The sequence below is a fragment of the Acinetobacter sp. Z1 genome (genome assembly GCF_024296945.1).
Classification (GTDB): domain Bacteria; phylum Pseudomonadota; class Gammaproteobacteria; order Pseudomonadales; family Moraxellaceae; genus Acinetobacter; species Acinetobacter beijerinckii.
The window spans coordinates 1529206-1544707 of the sequence record NZ_CP101115.1; the positions used below are offsets into that span (position 1 = coordinate 1529206).

A 15502-nucleotide genomic window follows, 5' to 3' on the forward strand; every position below is an offset into this window, starting at 1 on the left:
AGGAAAATTACCAATGACATTGCTACTTGATTAAAAACTTGCTAGTTTGAAAACCAAATAAGAAAAAAATTCAGGATGAATTGCAATGGAGAAAAAGCAACATCATTACACTAGCATGGGTGTGATTTTGTTTACTGCTGTCTTACCCTTAGCGGGTTGGGCTGTACAACCACTAGCTGAAGGATCATTGGCACTCCAAACAGGTGTATTAAATAACGCTTTACCTAGGATTATTGAAAAAGCAGAGCAAGATGCTCAAAAACCTTTGCAAGAGCGATGGCTTGCTCAAAAGGTATTAAGTGATCGTAATTTAAGGGAAATTCGTATAAATATGTTGGCTGAAGGTGCTTTATCGCCTTATGAAGAGCAAAAGAAAACAGCTGTATCAGATGGTCGCGAGAAAAAGAAAGCGACCATGAAGCCTCATGATGAGTCTCCAGATCGCTTTATGATATATGAGTTCGATTCACCTAATATTAAAAGATCGAAAATAACATATAGGTGAAATCGAGAATCAAGCTTTAAACACTTGGGTGTTGAATTTTCCATGCACGATGGATTTTATGATTACGCTTAAAATCCAACCCAATCGTTTCAGAAGTAATCTCTTCAATGTGATACATTGCTTCAATTTCTTCATCTAATTCAAAACCACGATAGTTGTTTGAAAAGTAAAGTGTACCATCACTTGTGAGTCGATTCATTGCACGTTTAATCAATGAAACGTGATCACGTTGTACATCGAACGTTCCATAAAACTTTTTAGAGTTTGAGAAGGTTGGTGGATCAATAAAAATTAAATCATATTGCTCATGACCTTCTTTGAGCCATTCAAAACAGTCACTTGAAAAGAACATATGTTGTTCATCTGCGTGATCTACAGTTAAACCATTTAAGACGAAATTTTCTTTAGACCAATTCAAGTAAGTATTTGATAAATCAACACTTGTCGTACTAGCAGCTCCGCCTAAAGCAGCATGTAGACTTGCCGTAGAGGTATAGCTATAAAGGTTAAGGAAATGTTTGCCTTTTGCTTCTTTCGCAATTCTTAGGCGAATTTGACGATGATCTAGGAATAAACCGGTATCTAAATAATCAGTCAAATTTACTAAAATTTTGGCATTACCTTCTTGGACAATAAATCGCTTAGAGGCAGTGCTCTGTTTGGTATATTGATTAGCACCCGCTTGCTTTGCACGTGTTTTGATAAAAATCGCATCACGATTCAATCCTGTTACTGCACGTATCGCGGCAAGAGCGAGATTAAAGCGTTTTTTGGCTTTTTCAGGATCAATTGTTTTTGGTGGTGCATATTCTTGTACATGTAATCGATCACCATAAATGTCAACCGCAACATTGAAGTCGGGTAAGTCTGCGTCATAAAGACGTAAACAATAGATATTTTCTTTAACGGCCCATTTTTTTAGGTTTTGCATATTTTTTTGCAAACGATTGGTAAAATCTTCAGCACCTTCAATTTTTTCAAATTGTTGAGGTTGCCAGTTTGCTAAAAATGGTTGTGTAACACTTGCAGGTTTGATTGTGCCAAATCGAACATAAATTGGCAGTTTACCATTCATCAAACGTAATGTTTGAGGTTCATTGATTGCTAGAACATCTGCCTGCTCAATTTGAGCTGCAATAACAGCGACAGGTTGATTCGGAAAATTCTTTTGTAATAAACCTGACAAACCTAAGTAAAAAGATCGGCTTGAAGCTTTATCACCTAAACGCTCGCCATAAGGGGGATTGGTAACAATAAAGGCTTTTTTACCTTCTGCTTCGAAGTCTTCCCAATCTGCTAATGTTCTTTCTTCAATTTGAATATGATTAAGCAGTTTTTCAAAACCAGCAGCAATAATATTTTGACGTGTAGCTTTCACTGCTTCCCAGTCAGCATCGTAGGCATAAAACTTAGCTAATGGTTGTTCTAAAGCAATCTCGTGTCTTTCGGCTGCTTCAGCTTTAATGTTTAGCCACAAATCACGATCATGACCATGCCAACCATTGAAACCAAAACGACGAACTAATCCAGGTGCTCGATCAGTCAAAATCATGAGCGATTCGATGATAAATGTACCCGAGCCACACATTGGATCGACAATTAAGTCTGGATTTAATTGCTTTAATTGTGCCTTTTGAAGAATAGCAGCTGCTAAATTTTCTTTAATTGGCGCATCGGTCATATAGTGGCGATAACCACGTTTATGTAAAGAGTCACCAGATAAATCTAAGCAATAGGTATGTTGCGTTTTTCCTGCTAAAACATAAAGTGTAATTTCGGGTTGCTTGATATCAATACTAGGACGTTTACCAACAGCTTCCATGAATGAATCAACAACACCATCTTTCACGCGTAATGTGGCAAATTGGGTATTGACCTTAATATCTCTTTCCACGTGCAAACGAATAGCAAAGGTACTTTGTGGTGCAAAAATTAGAGACCAGTCAAAGCTAATTGCACCTTCATAGAGTTCTTCTGCAACATCACGAGCATCATGAGTGTATTCAAGTTCATGCGTGTGAATGGGTAAGAGTACACGTGACGCGAGACGCGACCACATACAAATTCGGTAAGCTTGTTCAAGCGTACCTTGGAAAATTAAACGTCCAGCAAAGCGTTGGATGTTTTGAATGCCAATATCTTCAAGCTCTTCTTGTAATAAGGTTTCAAGCCCGTCCGCACAGGTAACCCAATAGTCTGTTAGACGTTGTTTAGCATTCATTCAAATTTTCCAAAACATTTTTAGCAATCGGCTATTTTAACTGATTTTTAATGAAACTGTCGGTGCAAATTTGTGTGATCGTCCGCTTTATTCACTATTATTTTGAGAATTTTTAATCATTCATAATAAAAATATTTTCAAGTTTAAGTGTTTTTTAATTGTTGGTACATATTTTGCTTTCTTTGGAATGAGTTAAGAATAAACATTTCTCCCAACGACGTGAGGACTTTATGAAAGAAAGCATGAATAGTGAAATTAAGGTAAATGCTGAAGCTTTTGCAATAGCAACTCAAATGTATGTTCGTTTAAGACGTGTATCTAGTCGTGTAATTGATGTGATGTACTTAGTCCACAATAAAGAATATGCAAAACACATTATAGAAATTGCTTTAGCTACCAGTGATCAGGAATTGGCTCACTATGTAGACCGTCTACGTCCTTTGATTGACTTATATCCTGAGCCTACACTGGACATAGTTGAAAATAATAAGATAGAAGAAAAAGAAGAAGAAACCTATTTCATGGAAGTTACAGAAGAAGAAATTTATAAAGCTCAAGTCGCGCATCACTATATTGGTGCATTGCGATGATTAATAAAAATACATAAATTAAATAATAATTAAAAATGTATTGGGTGTGTATTATATTTTCACACCCATTTTTTTAAACCATAAAATGAAAAAAATAGTCGCCTCAATATATTACTTTCTAGTCAAAACGTCTTTGCTGAACCAATTACGATCAATGTTACTCAGTTTGTAGATGAAGTCTATACAGTACAAAAGCATCCAAATTTTATGCAAGGGTATGAAACAGGGGATAAAAGTCAATTTATTCTCTTTAGAGCTAAAGAGTTGGATTCTACGGGCGTTAAAGTTGTTATCGAAAAAGCCATTAATGCTTCTTATGGCAGTTTTCCTCGACATTCAATCACTAAAACTGAGTTGTCCTGTGAAGATCAAAGCTTAAAACGTACATTTTTCTTATTTGATGAGTTTGGAAATTTAGGACATTTTCAAGAACAAGAGCCTACAGTTTTAGCAATGGATACAGATCTGGGTAAACTTGCTTGTGGTATTGAAGAACAATAATCAACTCAAAACAATCTAAAAGATTTTTACTTAAGTGCTGAAAACTTCAACGACGAATGAAATCTAAAATCTGTATAATGCGTTAACTTAACGTATAGGGAATCTCTTATGCACTTGGCAGCAATGCATACTCTGAGTCAGATTCAACTCAATCAACAAGGAAACTTAAAACATTTTTTAACGATTGAGGGACTGTCTAAAGAAAGCTTAACCAAGATTTTAGATACCGCGCAAAGCTTTTTAGATGATAATAATAATTTGATTAATCGTCCCTTGTTAGAAGGGTTAACGGTTATGAACCTGTTTTTTGAAAACTCTACTCGTACTCGTACCACCTTTGAAGCAGCAGCTAAACGATTGTCTGCCAATGTATTGAATATTGATATTGCACGTTCTAGCACATCCAAAGGTGAAACTTTACGAGACACGCTTTGGAATTTAGAAGCGATGGCTGCGGATATTTTTGTAGTGCGTCATTCTTCTTCTGGTGCAGCTCATTTTATTGCAAAAGATGTCTGTCCAAACGTGGCAATTATTAATGCTGGAGATGGGCGTCATGCACATCCAACTCAAGCCATGTTGGATATGTTAACCATCCGTCGTGAGACTAAAAAGCCATTTGAACAACTCAGTGTTGCGATTATTGGTGATATTAAACATTCACGTGTGGCACGTTCAAATGTTGCAGCTCTACAAACATTAGGTTGTAAAGATATTCGTGTCATTGCACCAAATACGTTATTACCTGTTGGATTTAATGAATATGGCGAACATGTCCGTTTATTTAATCAAATGGATGCAGGTGTGACTGATTGTGATGTGATTATTGCATTGCGTATTCAAAATGAGCGTATTGATTCTCCAGCGCTATCTTCACAAGCTGAATTTTACAAAATGTATGGCTTAAATAAAGAACGTTTAGCATTAGCGAAACCTGATTGTATCGTTATGCATCCAGGCCCTATGAATCGTGGCGTTGAAATTGATTCAAGTGTGGCTGATGGTGTGCAGTCTGTGATTCTAAAACAAGTTACCAATGGTATTGCCGTTCGTATGGCTGTACTGGCACTTGCAATGCAAGGACAGTTGCAAGAACAAGGTTTAATTGAAGCAATTTCACTGTAAAGGATAAATCACATGAGTATTGTAAAAATTGAAAATGTCCGTGTGCTTGATCCGATTCAAAAAACAGATCAAATAAAAACTGTTTATATTGAAAATGGTAAATTGATAGATAGTGTTGAAAGTGTTAGTGAAATCATAGATGGCCAAGGTAAGTGGTTGATGCCGACCATGGTTGATTTATGTGCACGTTTACGCGAGCCAGGGCAACAACAACATGGTACCTTAAAATCAGAAGGTAAAGCTGCACGCGCCAATGGTATTTTGCATGTGATGACGCCGCCTGACTCTAAGCCGATTGTGCAAGATAATGGTGCTTTAATTCATGGTTTAATTGAAAAAGCGCAACTTGATGGTGGTATTTATTTACAAATCATTGGGGCACAGACGCAAGGCTTAAATGGTAAACAACCTTCAAATATGGCTGGCTTAAAAAAAGGTGGCTGTACTGCTGTTTCAAATGCCAATGCTGCATTTGAGAATGACGATGTGGTTATTCGCACGCTTGAATACGCTGCTGGTTTAGGCCTAACCGTGGTTTTTTATGCTGAAGAGCCTCAAATTGCCAAAGATGGCTGTGCACATGAAGGATTCATTGCTTCTCGTCAGGGCTTACCCATGATTCCAGCGATTGCTGAAACGGTCGCAATTGCAAAATATATTCTGATGATTGAAGCAACAGGTGTGAAAGCGCACTTTGGTTTATTGTCATGTGGTGCTTCAGTTGAGTTAATTCGTGCAGCCAAAGCAAAAGGCTTACCGATCACAGCAGACGTTGCAATGCATCAGTTGCATTTAACTGAACAACTCACTGATGGTTTTAACTCTCTTGCGCATGTCCGTCCGCCGTTACGTTCTGAACAAGACAAAGAGTTATTAAGACAAGGGGTAAAAGATGGTGTGATTGATGCTATCTGTACACACCACGAGCCACTCAGTAGTTCAGCAAAAATGGCACCATTTGCAGAGACGCTATCAGGAATTACCGCTTTTGATACTTATGTTGCTTTAGGTGTGCAGCTTGTTAAAGAGGGAATATTTGAACCTTTAGAATGGGTAGAAAAAGTGACATTGACGCCAGCTGTCGTGGCTAACATGGCTGAGCGTTGGCAACAAGAAGCAGGATGGGTACTTGTTGATCCAGATTTAGAGTGGAATGTTTCAAAGGAGACAATTGTTTCACAAGGGAAAAATACGCCATTACTTGGACAAAACTTGACTGGAAAAGTGTTGCATACTTTTGCATAAATAAAATCAGCAGAATAAAGTAATTCAAACTACTTTATTCTGCTTTGTTAAATGTGATGTAGATATTGTATCTAATTTATAAAAATAGAAGAACAGCAATAAAAAATATACTAAAGTAACGACTTAAAAATGCGACATAAACAACTTAAAACTATAAAAATGAGATTTTAATTGATATTTTGGAGTGAATATGACTGATATGAACCCAATGGAATTATTAAAGACAAATGTGTCTGCATTAATTGTAAATGATAAAACATGTTTGATGAATGAAAAAAATGATATTTTATCAAGATTTTATCCAATATTGCTTTATCGTTTTTTAACGAAACCACAGATTATTGATATGTTAAAAGAAATGTTGGTGCCTACATTTGCAGATTTACTTGAAAGAAATGATCAAGTGAAAAATGCTTTGCTTATAAGGTTATCAGCAGGCAAAGTTTCAATTGTAGAAGCTGAAATAACTTTAAACAGAGCTATTCCAAAAAGTTTAGCTGTACTTTCAAATCATTTTAATAATGATACTTTAGATATTCTTTATTATTTGCGTCGACACCGAGATTCAATTGAATCTTTATTACCTATTTGGAGTGGTGAAGTTTTACAACCGCTTTACCAAGTTCATGAGCAAGTACAAATAAATAATAAAATAACTGAAGAGATAATTGAACCTAGAGTAAAAACAAAGTCTAAAACGTTTCCATATTTTAGTCTATTTATAGCATGTATATCATTATTATGGATTTATCAGCTAATGAAATGATGGAATATTATTTAAAAAAAAGAATTAATAAATTTCTTGTAATGCTTCGTAGAAAGGAAGAATTGATTCGTTGTTTGTTTATTGGCATGCTAGAGCCAAAATTGTTTTAGATTGAGATTATGCGAATTACATTAATTGGTGCTGGAAGAGTCGCAACCCATCTAGCAAAAGTATTACACACACAACATCAAATCGTTCAAATCTTTAGTCGTAACCTGTTAAATGCACAAGAACTTGCTGAAAAAATTAATGCACACGCCATTAACCAAGTTGAGCAACTCACTCAAGACACTGATTTAGTAATCATTGCGGTAAGTGATCAAGCTATTCAAAGTGTGATTAAGTCTATTCATGGATATTTGCCAAATAATTTAATTGTTCATACTTCTGGTAGTACCAATTTACAGAGACTTGAAGAAGTGCATCAGCGATCAGGTGTTTTCTACCCATTACAAACATTCAGTATGGAAAGAGAAGTGAATTGGATGACTACACCTCTCTTTATTGAGGCAAGTCATTATGAGGATTTAAGTTTTTTAACAGCTTTAGCAAATAGTTTAAGCCAGAGAGTGTATCAATATAGTTCAAAACAACGTCAAACTTTACACTTAGCAGCCGTATTTGCCTGTAATTTTAGTAATTATTGTTATGACATGGCAAAGCAAGTGGTAGATGTTGAACAGGTCGATTTTAGTTTGTTATTTCCATTAATTTTAGAAACTGCAAGTAAGGCAGTCGCAAATGATCCTAAAGAGATGCAGACTGGACCAGCAAGACGAGGTGATGAAAATATTTTAAAAATGCACACTCAGTTATTAGCAGAATCGAATCAATTAGATTTAGAGCAAGTTTATGAGTTAATGAGCAAAGGTATTTTAAAAAGACATTTGAATTAAGAAATGAGAGATTAGAAAAAACTGATCTAAAAACACGACCATCTAGAATAAGCTGGTTTCAAAAATATTCGTATGATCAATAATTACTGAAAGACATACGAATATTTTTTAAAAATTAACAAATGGGAATATTAACGTCGTCTTGTACTTGCACGACTACGCCCACGAGCCATGCCTCCGAGAGCATTAAGCACAGCTAGCTTAGTCATACTTCCAGAAGCATGAGCATGGCAAATAGCGGCTGCTAGCGCATCTGCCGCATCGGATTGTGGTTGAATGCTTAGATTGAGCAAACGCATGACCATCATTTGTACTTGTTCTTTATCGGCGGCGCCATAACCTACAACTGATTGTTTAATTTGACGAGCTGTATATTCAGCAACTTGTAAATCTAAATTTACGAGAGCTGCAATTGCTGCACCTCTTGCTTGACCTAGTTTTAAAGCAGAATCAGGATTTTGTGCCATAAATACTTGTTCCACAGCAGCTTCTGTTGGGCCGTGAAATTTAACAATACGTTCAACACCTGCAAAAATACGTTTTAGACGTTCAGGCATGGCTTGGGTTTCAGTACGGATTGTTCCCGCATCCACAAACCGTAATTTATTGCCATCTTTTTCGATAATTCCATAACCTGTTAAACGCGAACCAGGATCAATACCAATAATTAATGACATGAAGCACTTTATGATTAAAAGATTATTGATATTGTTACATAATCAACTTTTTACTGCATATTTTTTTTGTAGATGTTTAAAATAACAAAAAGTTTCGATGTTAATATGCAAATAATCAATATTTTATTGAGGATTCAAAAAATCTAATTGATATTTGAGAAAATGAATTTTCAGTCGTATTTGTATCTATTCTGAGCACTTGATTGGCAAATAAGAGTTTTTTACTTAAATAATTTGCATTATGAAGTTTAAGCGCGTATAAAGCTAAATCTTCGGTGCGGGATGGAGCAGTCTGGTAGCTCGTTGGGCTCATAACCCAAAGGTCGTTGGTTCAAATCCAGCTCCCGCTACCAACCGAATTTTTGAATTATGCTCTGTGATGGAATTAGAGTTGCTATTCTGGAAAGAACAAATAGCAACTAAATTAGCTTAAATAACCCCAAAAAGCTAAAAATTATTAAATTCTAGTTATGTAATCTCTTATTATCTAGCAATGTAGTAAATTAAGATCAATCACTTGAGCTCAGTAATGAGTATAGAGTTTTGAATATTATCAGTAAATGGCATATTGCCACTGCCACAAATGGCAACGAAATTAGTGTACAAATTATTCCACTTAAACGTCGACAAAGTACAATGGATGGTTTTAAGTGGGTTGAAGTTGGAAAAAAAGTACTTTTGCAGTCTGGTCAAGAAATTGAATTCAACCAAGATGGAAAAAGTTTCTATACTTCAGTCAATCAGCTATATCGTTTGACTTAAAATTTGTTATGCTTATAGTATCTATTTAAGTAAAATAGATAGAGTAGAAATTAGAAGACATTCTGTCTTTATTTTTGCTCTTTTTTTAACAAAAGATTTTAAAGGTTTAGGTTTTATGTCTGAAACTGTTAACGGAACTGTAAAGTGGTTCAACGAAACTAAAGGTTTTGGTTTTATTCAAGCTGACTCTGGGCAAGATGTTTTTGCTCATTTTAGCGAAATCCAAAGCAGTGGTTTTAAAGTTTTACACGAAGGTCAACGCGTTAAATTTGTGCTTGGTCAAGGTAAAAAAGGACCTCAAGCTACAAACATCACCGTTATCTAACAGAAGTAATTCGGTAAAAAAGGAGCTCACATAAGTGGGCTTCTTTGTTTTTTGGAGGTTAAAGGTTGATTTAATAAATTAATATTCCAATAAAATTAAATATTTATAAAAATAAAGACTGTTAAATCAAGTGAAATAGTAGATTAATATTGCGTCAAAAAAGTAAAGTGGTGTATAGTTGGGAACAACTAGAAGAATAACACTGTTGATTCAGCAAATCTTTCATCTCGTAGTTTAGTCAAACCTTTCGTTTTATCAGATTTAATCTCAGAGTTTATGATTCCAAGTTACTTTGCTGCTAAGCACTCCAAATTTTTAAAGTAGGTTAAGTATATGTCTAACACTGTGACTGGTACAGTTAAATGGTTCAACGAAACTAAAGGCTTTGGCTTTATTCATGCTGATTCTGGACAAGATGTTTTTGCTCATTTTAGCGAAATTCAAAGTAGTGGTTTTAAAGTTCTTCATGAAGGACAACGTGTTTCTTTTACTATCGCTGATGGTAAAAAAGGACCTCAAGCAACAGGTATTACTGTAGTTGCTTAATTTAACGGTATTCCAAAAAAAAGCTCACTTTGGTGAGCTTTTTTAATATTAGAATTTTAAATATTAAGAATTTATTTAATGATTTTGACATTCTTTGTCAGTATGTGGCTTTAAGTGATATAAAATGCTCTAGTTAGATATACGACTTTTTGCTAATTTAATTTCATTAAGTTTTTAGGCAAATTAATAACTGTAGTACATTTAATGAGCGTTAAAGTTATGGAAAACTTAGAGACATATGCTCATGGGTTTGAGCATGAAGTTCATGTGCATTGCAAAAGATCTTTAGGCACTTTGCTATTTAGCTTTGTAGTATTGATTGCAACAAGCCTATGAGAAACAAAAAAGCATCTTCGGATGCTTTTTTTAATTTTAATCATTGATGCCTTAAGTCAGAAAATTTTTAAAAATTGACTCATCAGGATGAATCTGTAAGTGTGAAAATTGTTGTTTGGTATGATAGGCTTAATAAAAAAGGAATAAGCTTATGGATATCATGCAAATAATAGATTTTTCAGCATCAAAAGGATATACAAAAGCAATAATGGCGATGGATGAATGGATCAATACTCGACCACATTTTTATAAGATTAAAGAGCATTACTTAGTTGATCAAGCGATTCGTCTTGAATATTTCATTGTCCAATGAGATTAAAAAAATATATGGTTAAATTATGCATAGTGAGAGCAATGATTGGTTTGTTCGTTATGAACGGCTTTGTTGCACAAAGCTATTCTTGAAGGTTTCTTCAGCAATATAATTTCCAGATGAAGAAGCCTGCCCCTAAAATCTACCGTACAACCAATTGGTGCTCGTATAACCAAGCTTTAATCAAGCGAGGAAATATTTCAATCTGGTTTGATCCCAAAACCGAATGGTATGCACAGCCACAAGGCAAGCATGGACGAAATCAAACTTATTCCGATACAGCGATTCAATGCTGTTTAATGATCAAATCTCTATTCCGTCTTTCTTTACGTATGGTCACTGGCTTTTCTCAAAGCCTGATTAAACTCTGTGGTTTGAATTGGACAGCACCAGATTACTCCACCCTCTGTAGACGACAAAAGCATATTGATATTGCGATAAGCTATCAGAAAAGTCGTGATGGGTTACACCTACTCGTCGATTCTACAGGGTTAAAATTTTTAGGTGAAGGCGAATGGAAGCGTAAGAAACATCAGCCTGAATATCGTCGCCAATGGCGCAAACTTCATATTGGTATAGATGCTAAGACCCTTCAAATACGAGCAGTTCAGCTCACAACAAACAATGTGAGTGATTCACAGGTACTTGGTGATTTGCTTGATCAAATTCCGTTGGATGAACGAATTGATTCAGTCTATACAGATGGTGCTTATGACACAAAGCACTGCCGACAAGTCATTTTAGATCGAGATGCACATGCAGTCATTCCACCTAGGAAGAATGCAAAGCTTTGGAAAGATAAGAAATTGAGATCTTTAGAGAGGAATGAATTATTAAAAACAGTCAAACGGCTAGGTAGGTCACTTTGGAAAAAATGGTCTGGTTATCATCGTCGAAGTTTAGTGGAAACCAAAATGCATTGCATCAAATTATTAGGCGATAAATTAACAGCAAGGAGTTTTCCTAGTCAGGTGAATGAGATTCATGCACGTGTAGCAGTTTTGAATAAATTCACAGAATTAGGTCGACCTCATACCCAAGTTGTCACTTAAATTTAGCTCAATTAGGGTAGTATTGTCTTTCAAACCTTTGTGCAACAAAGCCTATCAAGTGATTACTAAAAAGCTGCAAGATATTGGTCATCCATCAAGTGTTGCCATTATTGCCAAGATACTTGAACAAGATTTTAAACGTTTTGAGTATACGGCTTCCGACGATGGTGTAATCGCAAAATGGTTTAGTCATGCATTAGCTGATATTGGTACTGCCGAAGCCTTTGAATTGTTAAGAAAATATGCAAAGAGTGAAAACAGGGAAATCGCCAATGAAATGCAGTATCGTCTAAGAAGAATAGCAGAAGATAATAGCTCCCGTAATCAGCCATCAAATAAGAATAAAATTAATATATTTAAGAGATTTTTGAGTTTTATGCAAAAATTATAAATAGAACTGATAGGGTTAGTTTGTGTTTCAAATCATAGACATAATGATCTAAGTTTTTTTGGTATCTTTGCCTTTTCACTTTATCAGAATTCAAACTATGAAAAAGATCTTACTTTTAGGTGCAGTTGTAGCCTCATTGGCAGCTTGTTCAGCAACACCCAATCATGATATGACCCCACCAAAAATTGGAATGGCAAATCCAGCGAGTAAATACTGTATTGAGCAGGGTGGTCAACTTGATATTAGAAATGAGGCGAACGGGCAAGTTGGATATTGTAAGTTGCCAAATGGTCAAGTAGTTGAGGAGTGGGAGCTTTTTCGAACAAATCAACCTAAATGTATAGCTGAAGAAGCTCAGAAGCTTATCGGCCAATCAGGTCTATCTGAACAGCAAATTAAACAAAAAACGAAGTCGGAAATTGTACGCAGTGTTGGACCAAATCAGCCTGTGACAATGGATTATAGAGATAATAGGATTACTGTTACTGTTGATCCGCAATCTAAAAAAATCATTAGTGCGAACTGCGGTTAACCTTTCAATTTAAGATATCTCTCCACGTCATTTTAATGTAGAGATATCTTAATTTTAGCTTCTGCTCTTGATAAATGACAAATAGCACCCATCAATTATTTAATGCAATTATATTTGTTGTATTGGAAGATCCAATATAAAATTCTATTTGTATAAATTTTTCTTATTTTGAGATAGACGAAACATTAACATGAATCTACTTCTTATCGTGGTGTTTGGCGCAATTGCTGAAGTTTTAGTGTGGATCGGCGTAGGCGACCTTGTGGGGAGTATGTGGTACGTATTCTTCTGGTTTGTGATTGCGTTTTTCATCGGCTTGAATCTAGTTCGATCAAGTACTTCAACAATTATGCCGCAGTTGCAACAAATGCAAATGACAGGACAGTTAGGTGGCGACCCAGCGGTTACTAAGAAACTTGCATTGGCTATGGCTGGTTTTTTGTTGATGGTTCCAGGTTTAATCACAGATGTCTTAGCTATGCTTGTTTTGATTCCTTCAGTTCAGACTGCTTTTCGTAATGCGTTAATGAAAACGATGGCAAAGCGTCAACAAGCAATGATGGATAAGATGATGGGAGGCATGGGTAATGATGCGGCAGGTCAAAATCCATTTGCAGACCTTATGCGTCAAATGCAAGACATGCAAAATCAACAAGGTGGTGGTCAATATCGGGATTCAACTATTATTGATGGTGAAGCACGAGAAGTTAAACCTGACCAAAAGAAAATTGAATTTAAAGATGTAAATTAATTTTTAAAATTTATCGAAAGCACACTAAAACGAGTGTGCTTTTTTTATTTCTTTTTTTTATTTTGCTCAAGCAAGTTCATTTCTGAGTCATTTTCATCATCTTTCTTTGCGGGCTGATATTGATTTGGCTTCAAGGTGGTTATTTCATTTTCTGAGTGTTTGTATTTTCGATTGCGGTTAGCTCGCTCACGGAATCCACCTTTATTAATTAATTGTGTCATTATATTTTCCCCACAATCTAAAAAAATAGTTTAACAAACTATGTGAAAAATCAAAAGAATACTTCATAGCTCATGATTTAAATACAGCGGAAAACTCATAAAACTGTCATATTTTTTTGTTAATTTGAATGAGTAAGTCATAAAACTGGATTGAATTCTCTTTTTGTTTCTCATAGGATGAAAACTATGACGGTGGAAATTGTTGTAAAAAGAAAATAAAAAAACGACTAGGAGGAAATAAATGATGTTATATCAATATCATTGTGCGTGTTGTGACAAGGTCGTCGCATCTACTGATAAAGAGTGTCCTTATTGCGGTTCGCATCATATTCGTAGCCCTTATGGGTTGTGGATGTTCTGTTTTGCAGCTTGTCTAGCAGTTGTTGTTATTGTAAAAATAGCTCATTTATATTCTCAGCATCATCAAGATGAACAACCTGTACAAACAAATTCAATATTTGAAGTTTTGAAGCAAAATAATTCTGATTCAAATAAGTAAAGAATAAATAAAAAAGCTCGCAATAAGCGAGCTTTTTTATTTAACAATTATTACAATCCAGCAGCATCTTTTAGGATTTCAACTTTATCGGTTTTTTCCCATGTAAATGCAGAATCAGAACCTTCACGACCGAAGTGACCATAAGCAGCAGTCTGCTTATACATCGGTTGAATCAGATTCAACATACGGGTAATGCCGTATGGACGTAAATCGAAGTGTTCACGAACAAGTTGAATAATCAACTCATCAGATACTTTGCCTGTGTTGAATGTATTAATCGAAATCGAAGTTGGCTCAGCAACACCAATTGCGTAACTTACTTGGATTTCACATTTGTCTGCTAAACCAGCAGCAACAATGTTTTTTGCGACATAACGACCAGCGTACGCTGCTGAGCGGTCAACTTTCGATGGATCTTTACCAGAGAAAGCACCACCACCGTGACGCGCCATACCGCCATAGGTATCCACAATAATTTTACGACCTGTCAAACCACAGTCACCTACCGGTCCACCAATTACAAACATACCAGTTGGGTTGATGTGAAATTTAGTGCCCGCATGGAACATTTCAGCAGGGATGATCGGTTTAACAATTTCTTCAATGATTGCTTCTTTTAACTGAGCTTGAGAAACTTCAGGATCATGTTGAGTTGATAAAACAACTGCATCTAAACGAACAGGCTTGCCATTTTCATAAGCGAATGTGACTTGGCTCTTCGCATCAGGACGTAACCAAGGTAATGCGCCAGAACGACGTAACTCAGCTTGACGTTCCATTAAGCGGTGCGCATAAGAAATAGGAGCTGGCATAAGAACATCGGTTTCACGGCTTGCATATCCAAACATTAAGCCTTGGTCGCCTGCACCTTGGTCTTCAGGTTTTTGACGATCAACACCTTGCGCAATCTCAGGAGATTGTTTACCGATCATATTGATGACCGCACAAGTTGAACCATCAAAACCTAAATCAGAATGGTGATAACCAATTCCATTTACGGTTTGACGTACAATCGCTTCAAAGTCCACATTTGCTGTTGTTGTGATTTCACCAGCAAGAACAACGGCACCTGTTTTTACTAATGTTTCACAAGCGACACGCGCATACGGGTCTTCTTTTAGGATTGCATCTAAAATAGCATCACTAATTTGGTCAGCCATTTTGTCTGGATGACCTTCGCTTACAGATTCTGAAGTAAAAACAGCATACTCGCGCATGAACGTCCTATCACTGGTATTTTCAAAAAGA

The 15502-nt window shown here is 35.8% G+C and carries 20 protein-coding genes and 1 tRNA gene; 17 read left to right on the forward strand and 4 right to left on the reverse strand.

Going from position 1 to position 15502, the window contains the following annotated elements; genetic code table 11:
• Positions 1-85: 85 nt before the first annotated feature.
• Entirely contained in the window at positions 86-505 is a 420-nt protein-coding gene (locus NGC85_RS07080; protein ID WP_005054381.1) for a hypothetical protein, read from the forward strand.
• 16 nt (positions 506-521) lie between these two features.
• Here NGC85_RS07080 and rlmKL read toward each other — a convergent pair whose 3' ends face one another.
• Positions 522-2726: a bifunctional 23S rRNA (guanine(2069)-N(7))-methyltransferase RlmK/23S rRNA (guanine(2445)-N(2))-methyltransferase RlmL gene (rlmKL, locus tag NGC85_RS07085; RefSeq protein WP_254805346.1), complete on the reverse strand. Its 2205-nt coding sequence runs from the start codon at positions 2724-2726 to the stop codon at positions 522-524.
• Between the two features lie 230 nt (positions 2727-2956).
• On the opposite strand from rlmKL, the gene NGC85_RS07090 reads away from it, so the two are divergent.
• The 6 genes from NGC85_RS07090 (at position 2957) to NGC85_RS07115 (ending at position 7849) form a co-directional block, all read left to right on the forward strand.
• Positions 2957-3316 (forward strand): hypothetical protein, encoded by a 360-nt coding sequence (locus NGC85_RS07090; RefSeq protein WP_005054377.1) that lies wholly within the window; start codon positions 2957-2959, stop codon positions 3314-3316.
• Positions 3317-3523: 207 nt separating this feature from the next.
• The gene (locus tag NGC85_RS07095; protein WP_254805347.1) at positions 3524-3817 is read left to right on the forward strand and encodes a hypothetical protein; all 294 of its coding nucleotides are present in this window, start codon (positions 3524-3526) and stop codon (positions 3815-3817) included.
• Positions 3818-3925: 108 nt separating this feature from the next.
• Positions 3926-4942, forward strand: a complete 1017-nt coding sequence (locus NGC85_RS07100) for an aspartate carbamoyltransferase catalytic subunit (protein WP_005062097.1) — start codon at positions 3926-3928, stop codon at positions 4940-4942.
• Between the two features lie 12 nt (positions 4943-4954).
• Positions 4955-6187: a dihydroorotase gene (locus NGC85_RS07105; RefSeq protein WP_254805348.1), complete on the forward strand. Its 1233-nt coding sequence runs from the start codon at positions 4955-4957 to the stop codon at positions 6185-6187.
• A gap of 190 nt (positions 6188-6377) precedes the next feature.
• A complete protein-coding gene (locus NGC85_RS07110) occupies positions 6378-6953 on the forward strand; it encodes a hypothetical protein (RefSeq protein ID WP_254805349.1) in 576 nt (191 codons plus the stop codon).
• Positions 6954-7072: 119 nt separating this feature from the next.
• Positions 7073-7849: a Rossmann-like and DUF2520 domain-containing protein gene (locus NGC85_RS07115; protein ID WP_254805350.1), complete on the forward strand. Its 777-nt coding sequence runs from the start codon at positions 7073-7075 to the stop codon at positions 7847-7849.
• Between the two features lie 131 nt (positions 7850-7980).
• Here NGC85_RS07115 and ruvC read toward each other — a convergent pair whose 3' ends face one another.
• Positions 7981-8526 carry a crossover junction endodeoxyribonuclease RuvC gene (gene ruvC / locus NGC85_RS07120; RefSeq protein WP_005054365.1) on the reverse strand — a complete coding sequence of 182 codons (546 nt, stop codon included), beginning with the start codon at positions 8524-8526 and terminating at the stop codon, positions 7981-7983.
• A gap of 276 nt (positions 8527-8802) precedes the next feature.
• Between ruvC and NGC85_RS07125 the strand changes: the two genes are divergently transcribed.
• The 9 genes from NGC85_RS07125 (at position 8803) to NGC85_RS07165 (ending at position 13534) form a co-directional block, all read left to right on the forward strand.
• Positions 8803-8879: transfer RNA gene (locus NGC85_RS07125), tRNA-Met, on the forward strand.
• Between the two features lie 190 nt (positions 8880-9069).
• Positions 9070-9288 carry a hypothetical protein gene (locus NGC85_RS07130; protein ID WP_005054363.1) on the forward strand — a complete coding sequence of 73 codons (219 nt, stop codon included), beginning with the start codon at positions 9070-9072 and terminating at the stop codon, positions 9286-9288.
• A 115-nt stretch (positions 9289-9403) separates the two neighbouring features.
• Positions 9404-9613, forward strand: coding sequence for a cold-shock protein (locus tag NGC85_RS07135; RefSeq protein ID WP_005054361.1), 210 nt, complete (start codon positions 9404-9406; stop codon positions 9611-9613).
• A gap of 333 nt (positions 9614-9946) precedes the next feature.
• The gene (locus tag NGC85_RS07140; protein ID WP_005054358.1) at positions 9947-10159 is read left to right on the forward strand and encodes a cold-shock protein; all 213 of its coding nucleotides are present in this window, start codon (positions 9947-9949) and stop codon (positions 10157-10159) included.
• A gap of 487 nt (positions 10160-10646) precedes the next feature.
• Positions 10647-10808, forward strand: a complete 162-nt coding sequence (locus tag NGC85_RS07145; protein WP_005054355.1) for a hypothetical protein — start codon at positions 10647-10649, stop codon at positions 10806-10808.
• Positions 10809-10927: 119 nt separating this feature from the next.
• Positions 10928-11860: an IS5 family transposase gene (locus NGC85_RS07150; protein ID WP_254805351.1), complete on the forward strand. Its 933-nt coding sequence runs from the start codon at positions 10928-10930 to the stop codon at positions 11858-11860.
• 22 nt (positions 11861-11882) lie between these two features.
• The gene (locus NGC85_RS07155) at positions 11883-12251 is read left to right on the forward strand and encodes a hypothetical protein (protein ID WP_254805352.1); all 369 of its coding nucleotides are present in this window, start codon (positions 11883-11885) and stop codon (positions 12249-12251) included.
• Positions 12252-12348: 97 nt separating this feature from the next.
• Positions 12349-12783 (forward strand): DUF333 domain-containing protein, encoded by a 435-nt coding sequence (locus tag NGC85_RS07160; RefSeq protein ID WP_254805353.1) that lies wholly within the window; start codon positions 12349-12351, stop codon positions 12781-12783.
• A gap of 190 nt (positions 12784-12973) precedes the next feature.
• Positions 12974-13534 carry an FxsA family protein gene (locus tag NGC85_RS07165; protein WP_169110890.1) on the forward strand — a complete coding sequence of 187 codons (561 nt, stop codon included), beginning with the start codon at positions 12974-12976 and terminating at the stop codon, positions 13532-13534.
• Positions 13535-13578: 44 nt separating this feature from the next.
• Here the strand turns inward: NGC85_RS07165 and NGC85_RS07170 are convergent, their stop codons facing one another.
• Positions 13579-13755, reverse strand: a complete 177-nt coding sequence (locus NGC85_RS07170; RefSeq protein ID WP_254805354.1) for a hypothetical protein — start codon at positions 13753-13755, stop codon at positions 13579-13581.
• Positions 13756-13996: 241 nt separating this feature from the next.
• On the opposite strand from NGC85_RS07170, the gene NGC85_RS07175 reads away from it, so the two are divergent.
• The gene (locus tag NGC85_RS07175; RefSeq protein ID WP_005062086.1) at positions 13997-14254 is read left to right on the forward strand and encodes a hypothetical protein; all 258 of its coding nucleotides are present in this window, start codon (positions 13997-13999) and stop codon (positions 14252-14254) included.
• A gap of 50 nt (positions 14255-14304) precedes the next feature.
• Here NGC85_RS07175 and metK read toward each other — a convergent pair whose 3' ends face one another.
• Positions 14305-15471, reverse strand: a complete 1167-nt coding sequence (gene metK, locus NGC85_RS07180; protein WP_169110887.1) for a methionine adenosyltransferase — start codon at positions 15469-15471, stop codon at positions 14305-14307.
• Between the last annotated feature and the right edge of the window lie 31 nt (positions 15472-15502).

Bases quoted from the DNA above. Each gene is read 5' to 3' on its own strand.
- NGC85_RS07080 (WP_005054381.1), top strand. From the start codon at position 86: ATGGAGAAAAAGCAACATCATTACACTAGCATGGGTGTGATTTTGTTT.
- rlmKL (WP_254805346.1), bottom strand. From the start codon at position 2,726: ATGAATGCTAAACAACGTCTAACAGACTATTGGGTTACCTGTGCGGAC.
- NGC85_RS07090 (WP_005054377.1), top strand. From the start codon at position 2,957: ATGAAAGAAAGCATGAATAGTGAAATTAAGGTAAATGCTGAAGCTTTT.
- NGC85_RS07095 (WP_254805347.1), top strand. From the start codon at position 3,524: ATGCAAGGGTATGAAACAGGGGATAAAAGTCAATTTATTCTCTTTAGA.
- NGC85_RS07100 (WP_005062097.1), top strand. From the start codon at position 3,926: ATGCACTTGGCAGCAATGCATACTCTGAGTCAGATTCAACTCAATCAA.
- NGC85_RS07105 (WP_254805348.1), top strand. From the start codon at position 4,955: ATGAGTATTGTAAAAATTGAAAATGTCCGTGTGCTTGATCCGATTCAA.
- NGC85_RS07110 (WP_254805349.1), top strand. From the start codon at position 6,378: ATGACTGATATGAACCCAATGGAATTATTAAAGACAAATGTGTCTGCA.
- NGC85_RS07115 (WP_254805350.1), top strand. From the start codon at position 7,073: ATGCGAATTACATTAATTGGTGCTGGAAGAGTCGCAACCCATCTAGCA.
- ruvC (WP_005054365.1), bottom strand. From the start codon at position 8,526: ATGTCATTAATTATTGGTATTGATCCTGGTTCGCGTTTAACAGGTTAT.
- NGC85_RS07135 (WP_005054361.1), top strand. From the start codon at position 9,404: ATGTCTGAAACTGTTAACGGAACTGTAAAGTGGTTCAACGAAACTAAA.
- NGC85_RS07140 (WP_005054358.1), top strand. From the start codon at position 9,947: ATGTCTAACACTGTGACTGGTACAGTTAAATGGTTCAACGAAACTAAA.
- NGC85_RS07145 (WP_005054355.1), top strand. From the start codon at position 10,647: ATGGATATCATGCAAATAATAGATTTTTCAGCATCAAAAGGATATACA.
- NGC85_RS07150 (WP_254805351.1), top strand. From the start codon at position 10,928: ATGAAGAAGCCTGCCCCTAAAATCTACCGTACAACCAATTGGTGCTCG.
- NGC85_RS07160 (WP_254805353.1), top strand. From the start codon at position 12,349: ATGAAAAAGATCTTACTTTTAGGTGCAGTTGTAGCCTCATTGGCAGCT.
- NGC85_RS07165 (WP_169110890.1), top strand. From the start codon at position 12,974: ATGAATCTACTTCTTATCGTGGTGTTTGGCGCAATTGCTGAAGTTTTA.
- NGC85_RS07170 (WP_254805354.1), bottom strand. From the start codon at position 13,755: ATGACACAATTAATTAATAAAGGTGGATTCCGTGAGCGAGCTAACCGC.
- NGC85_RS07175 (WP_005062086.1), top strand. From the start codon at position 13,997: ATGATGTTATATCAATATCATTGTGCGTGTTGTGACAAGGTCGTCGCA.
- metK (WP_169110887.1), bottom strand. From the start codon at position 15,471: ATGCGCGAGTATGCTGTTTTTACTTCAGAATCTGTAAGCGAAGGTCAT.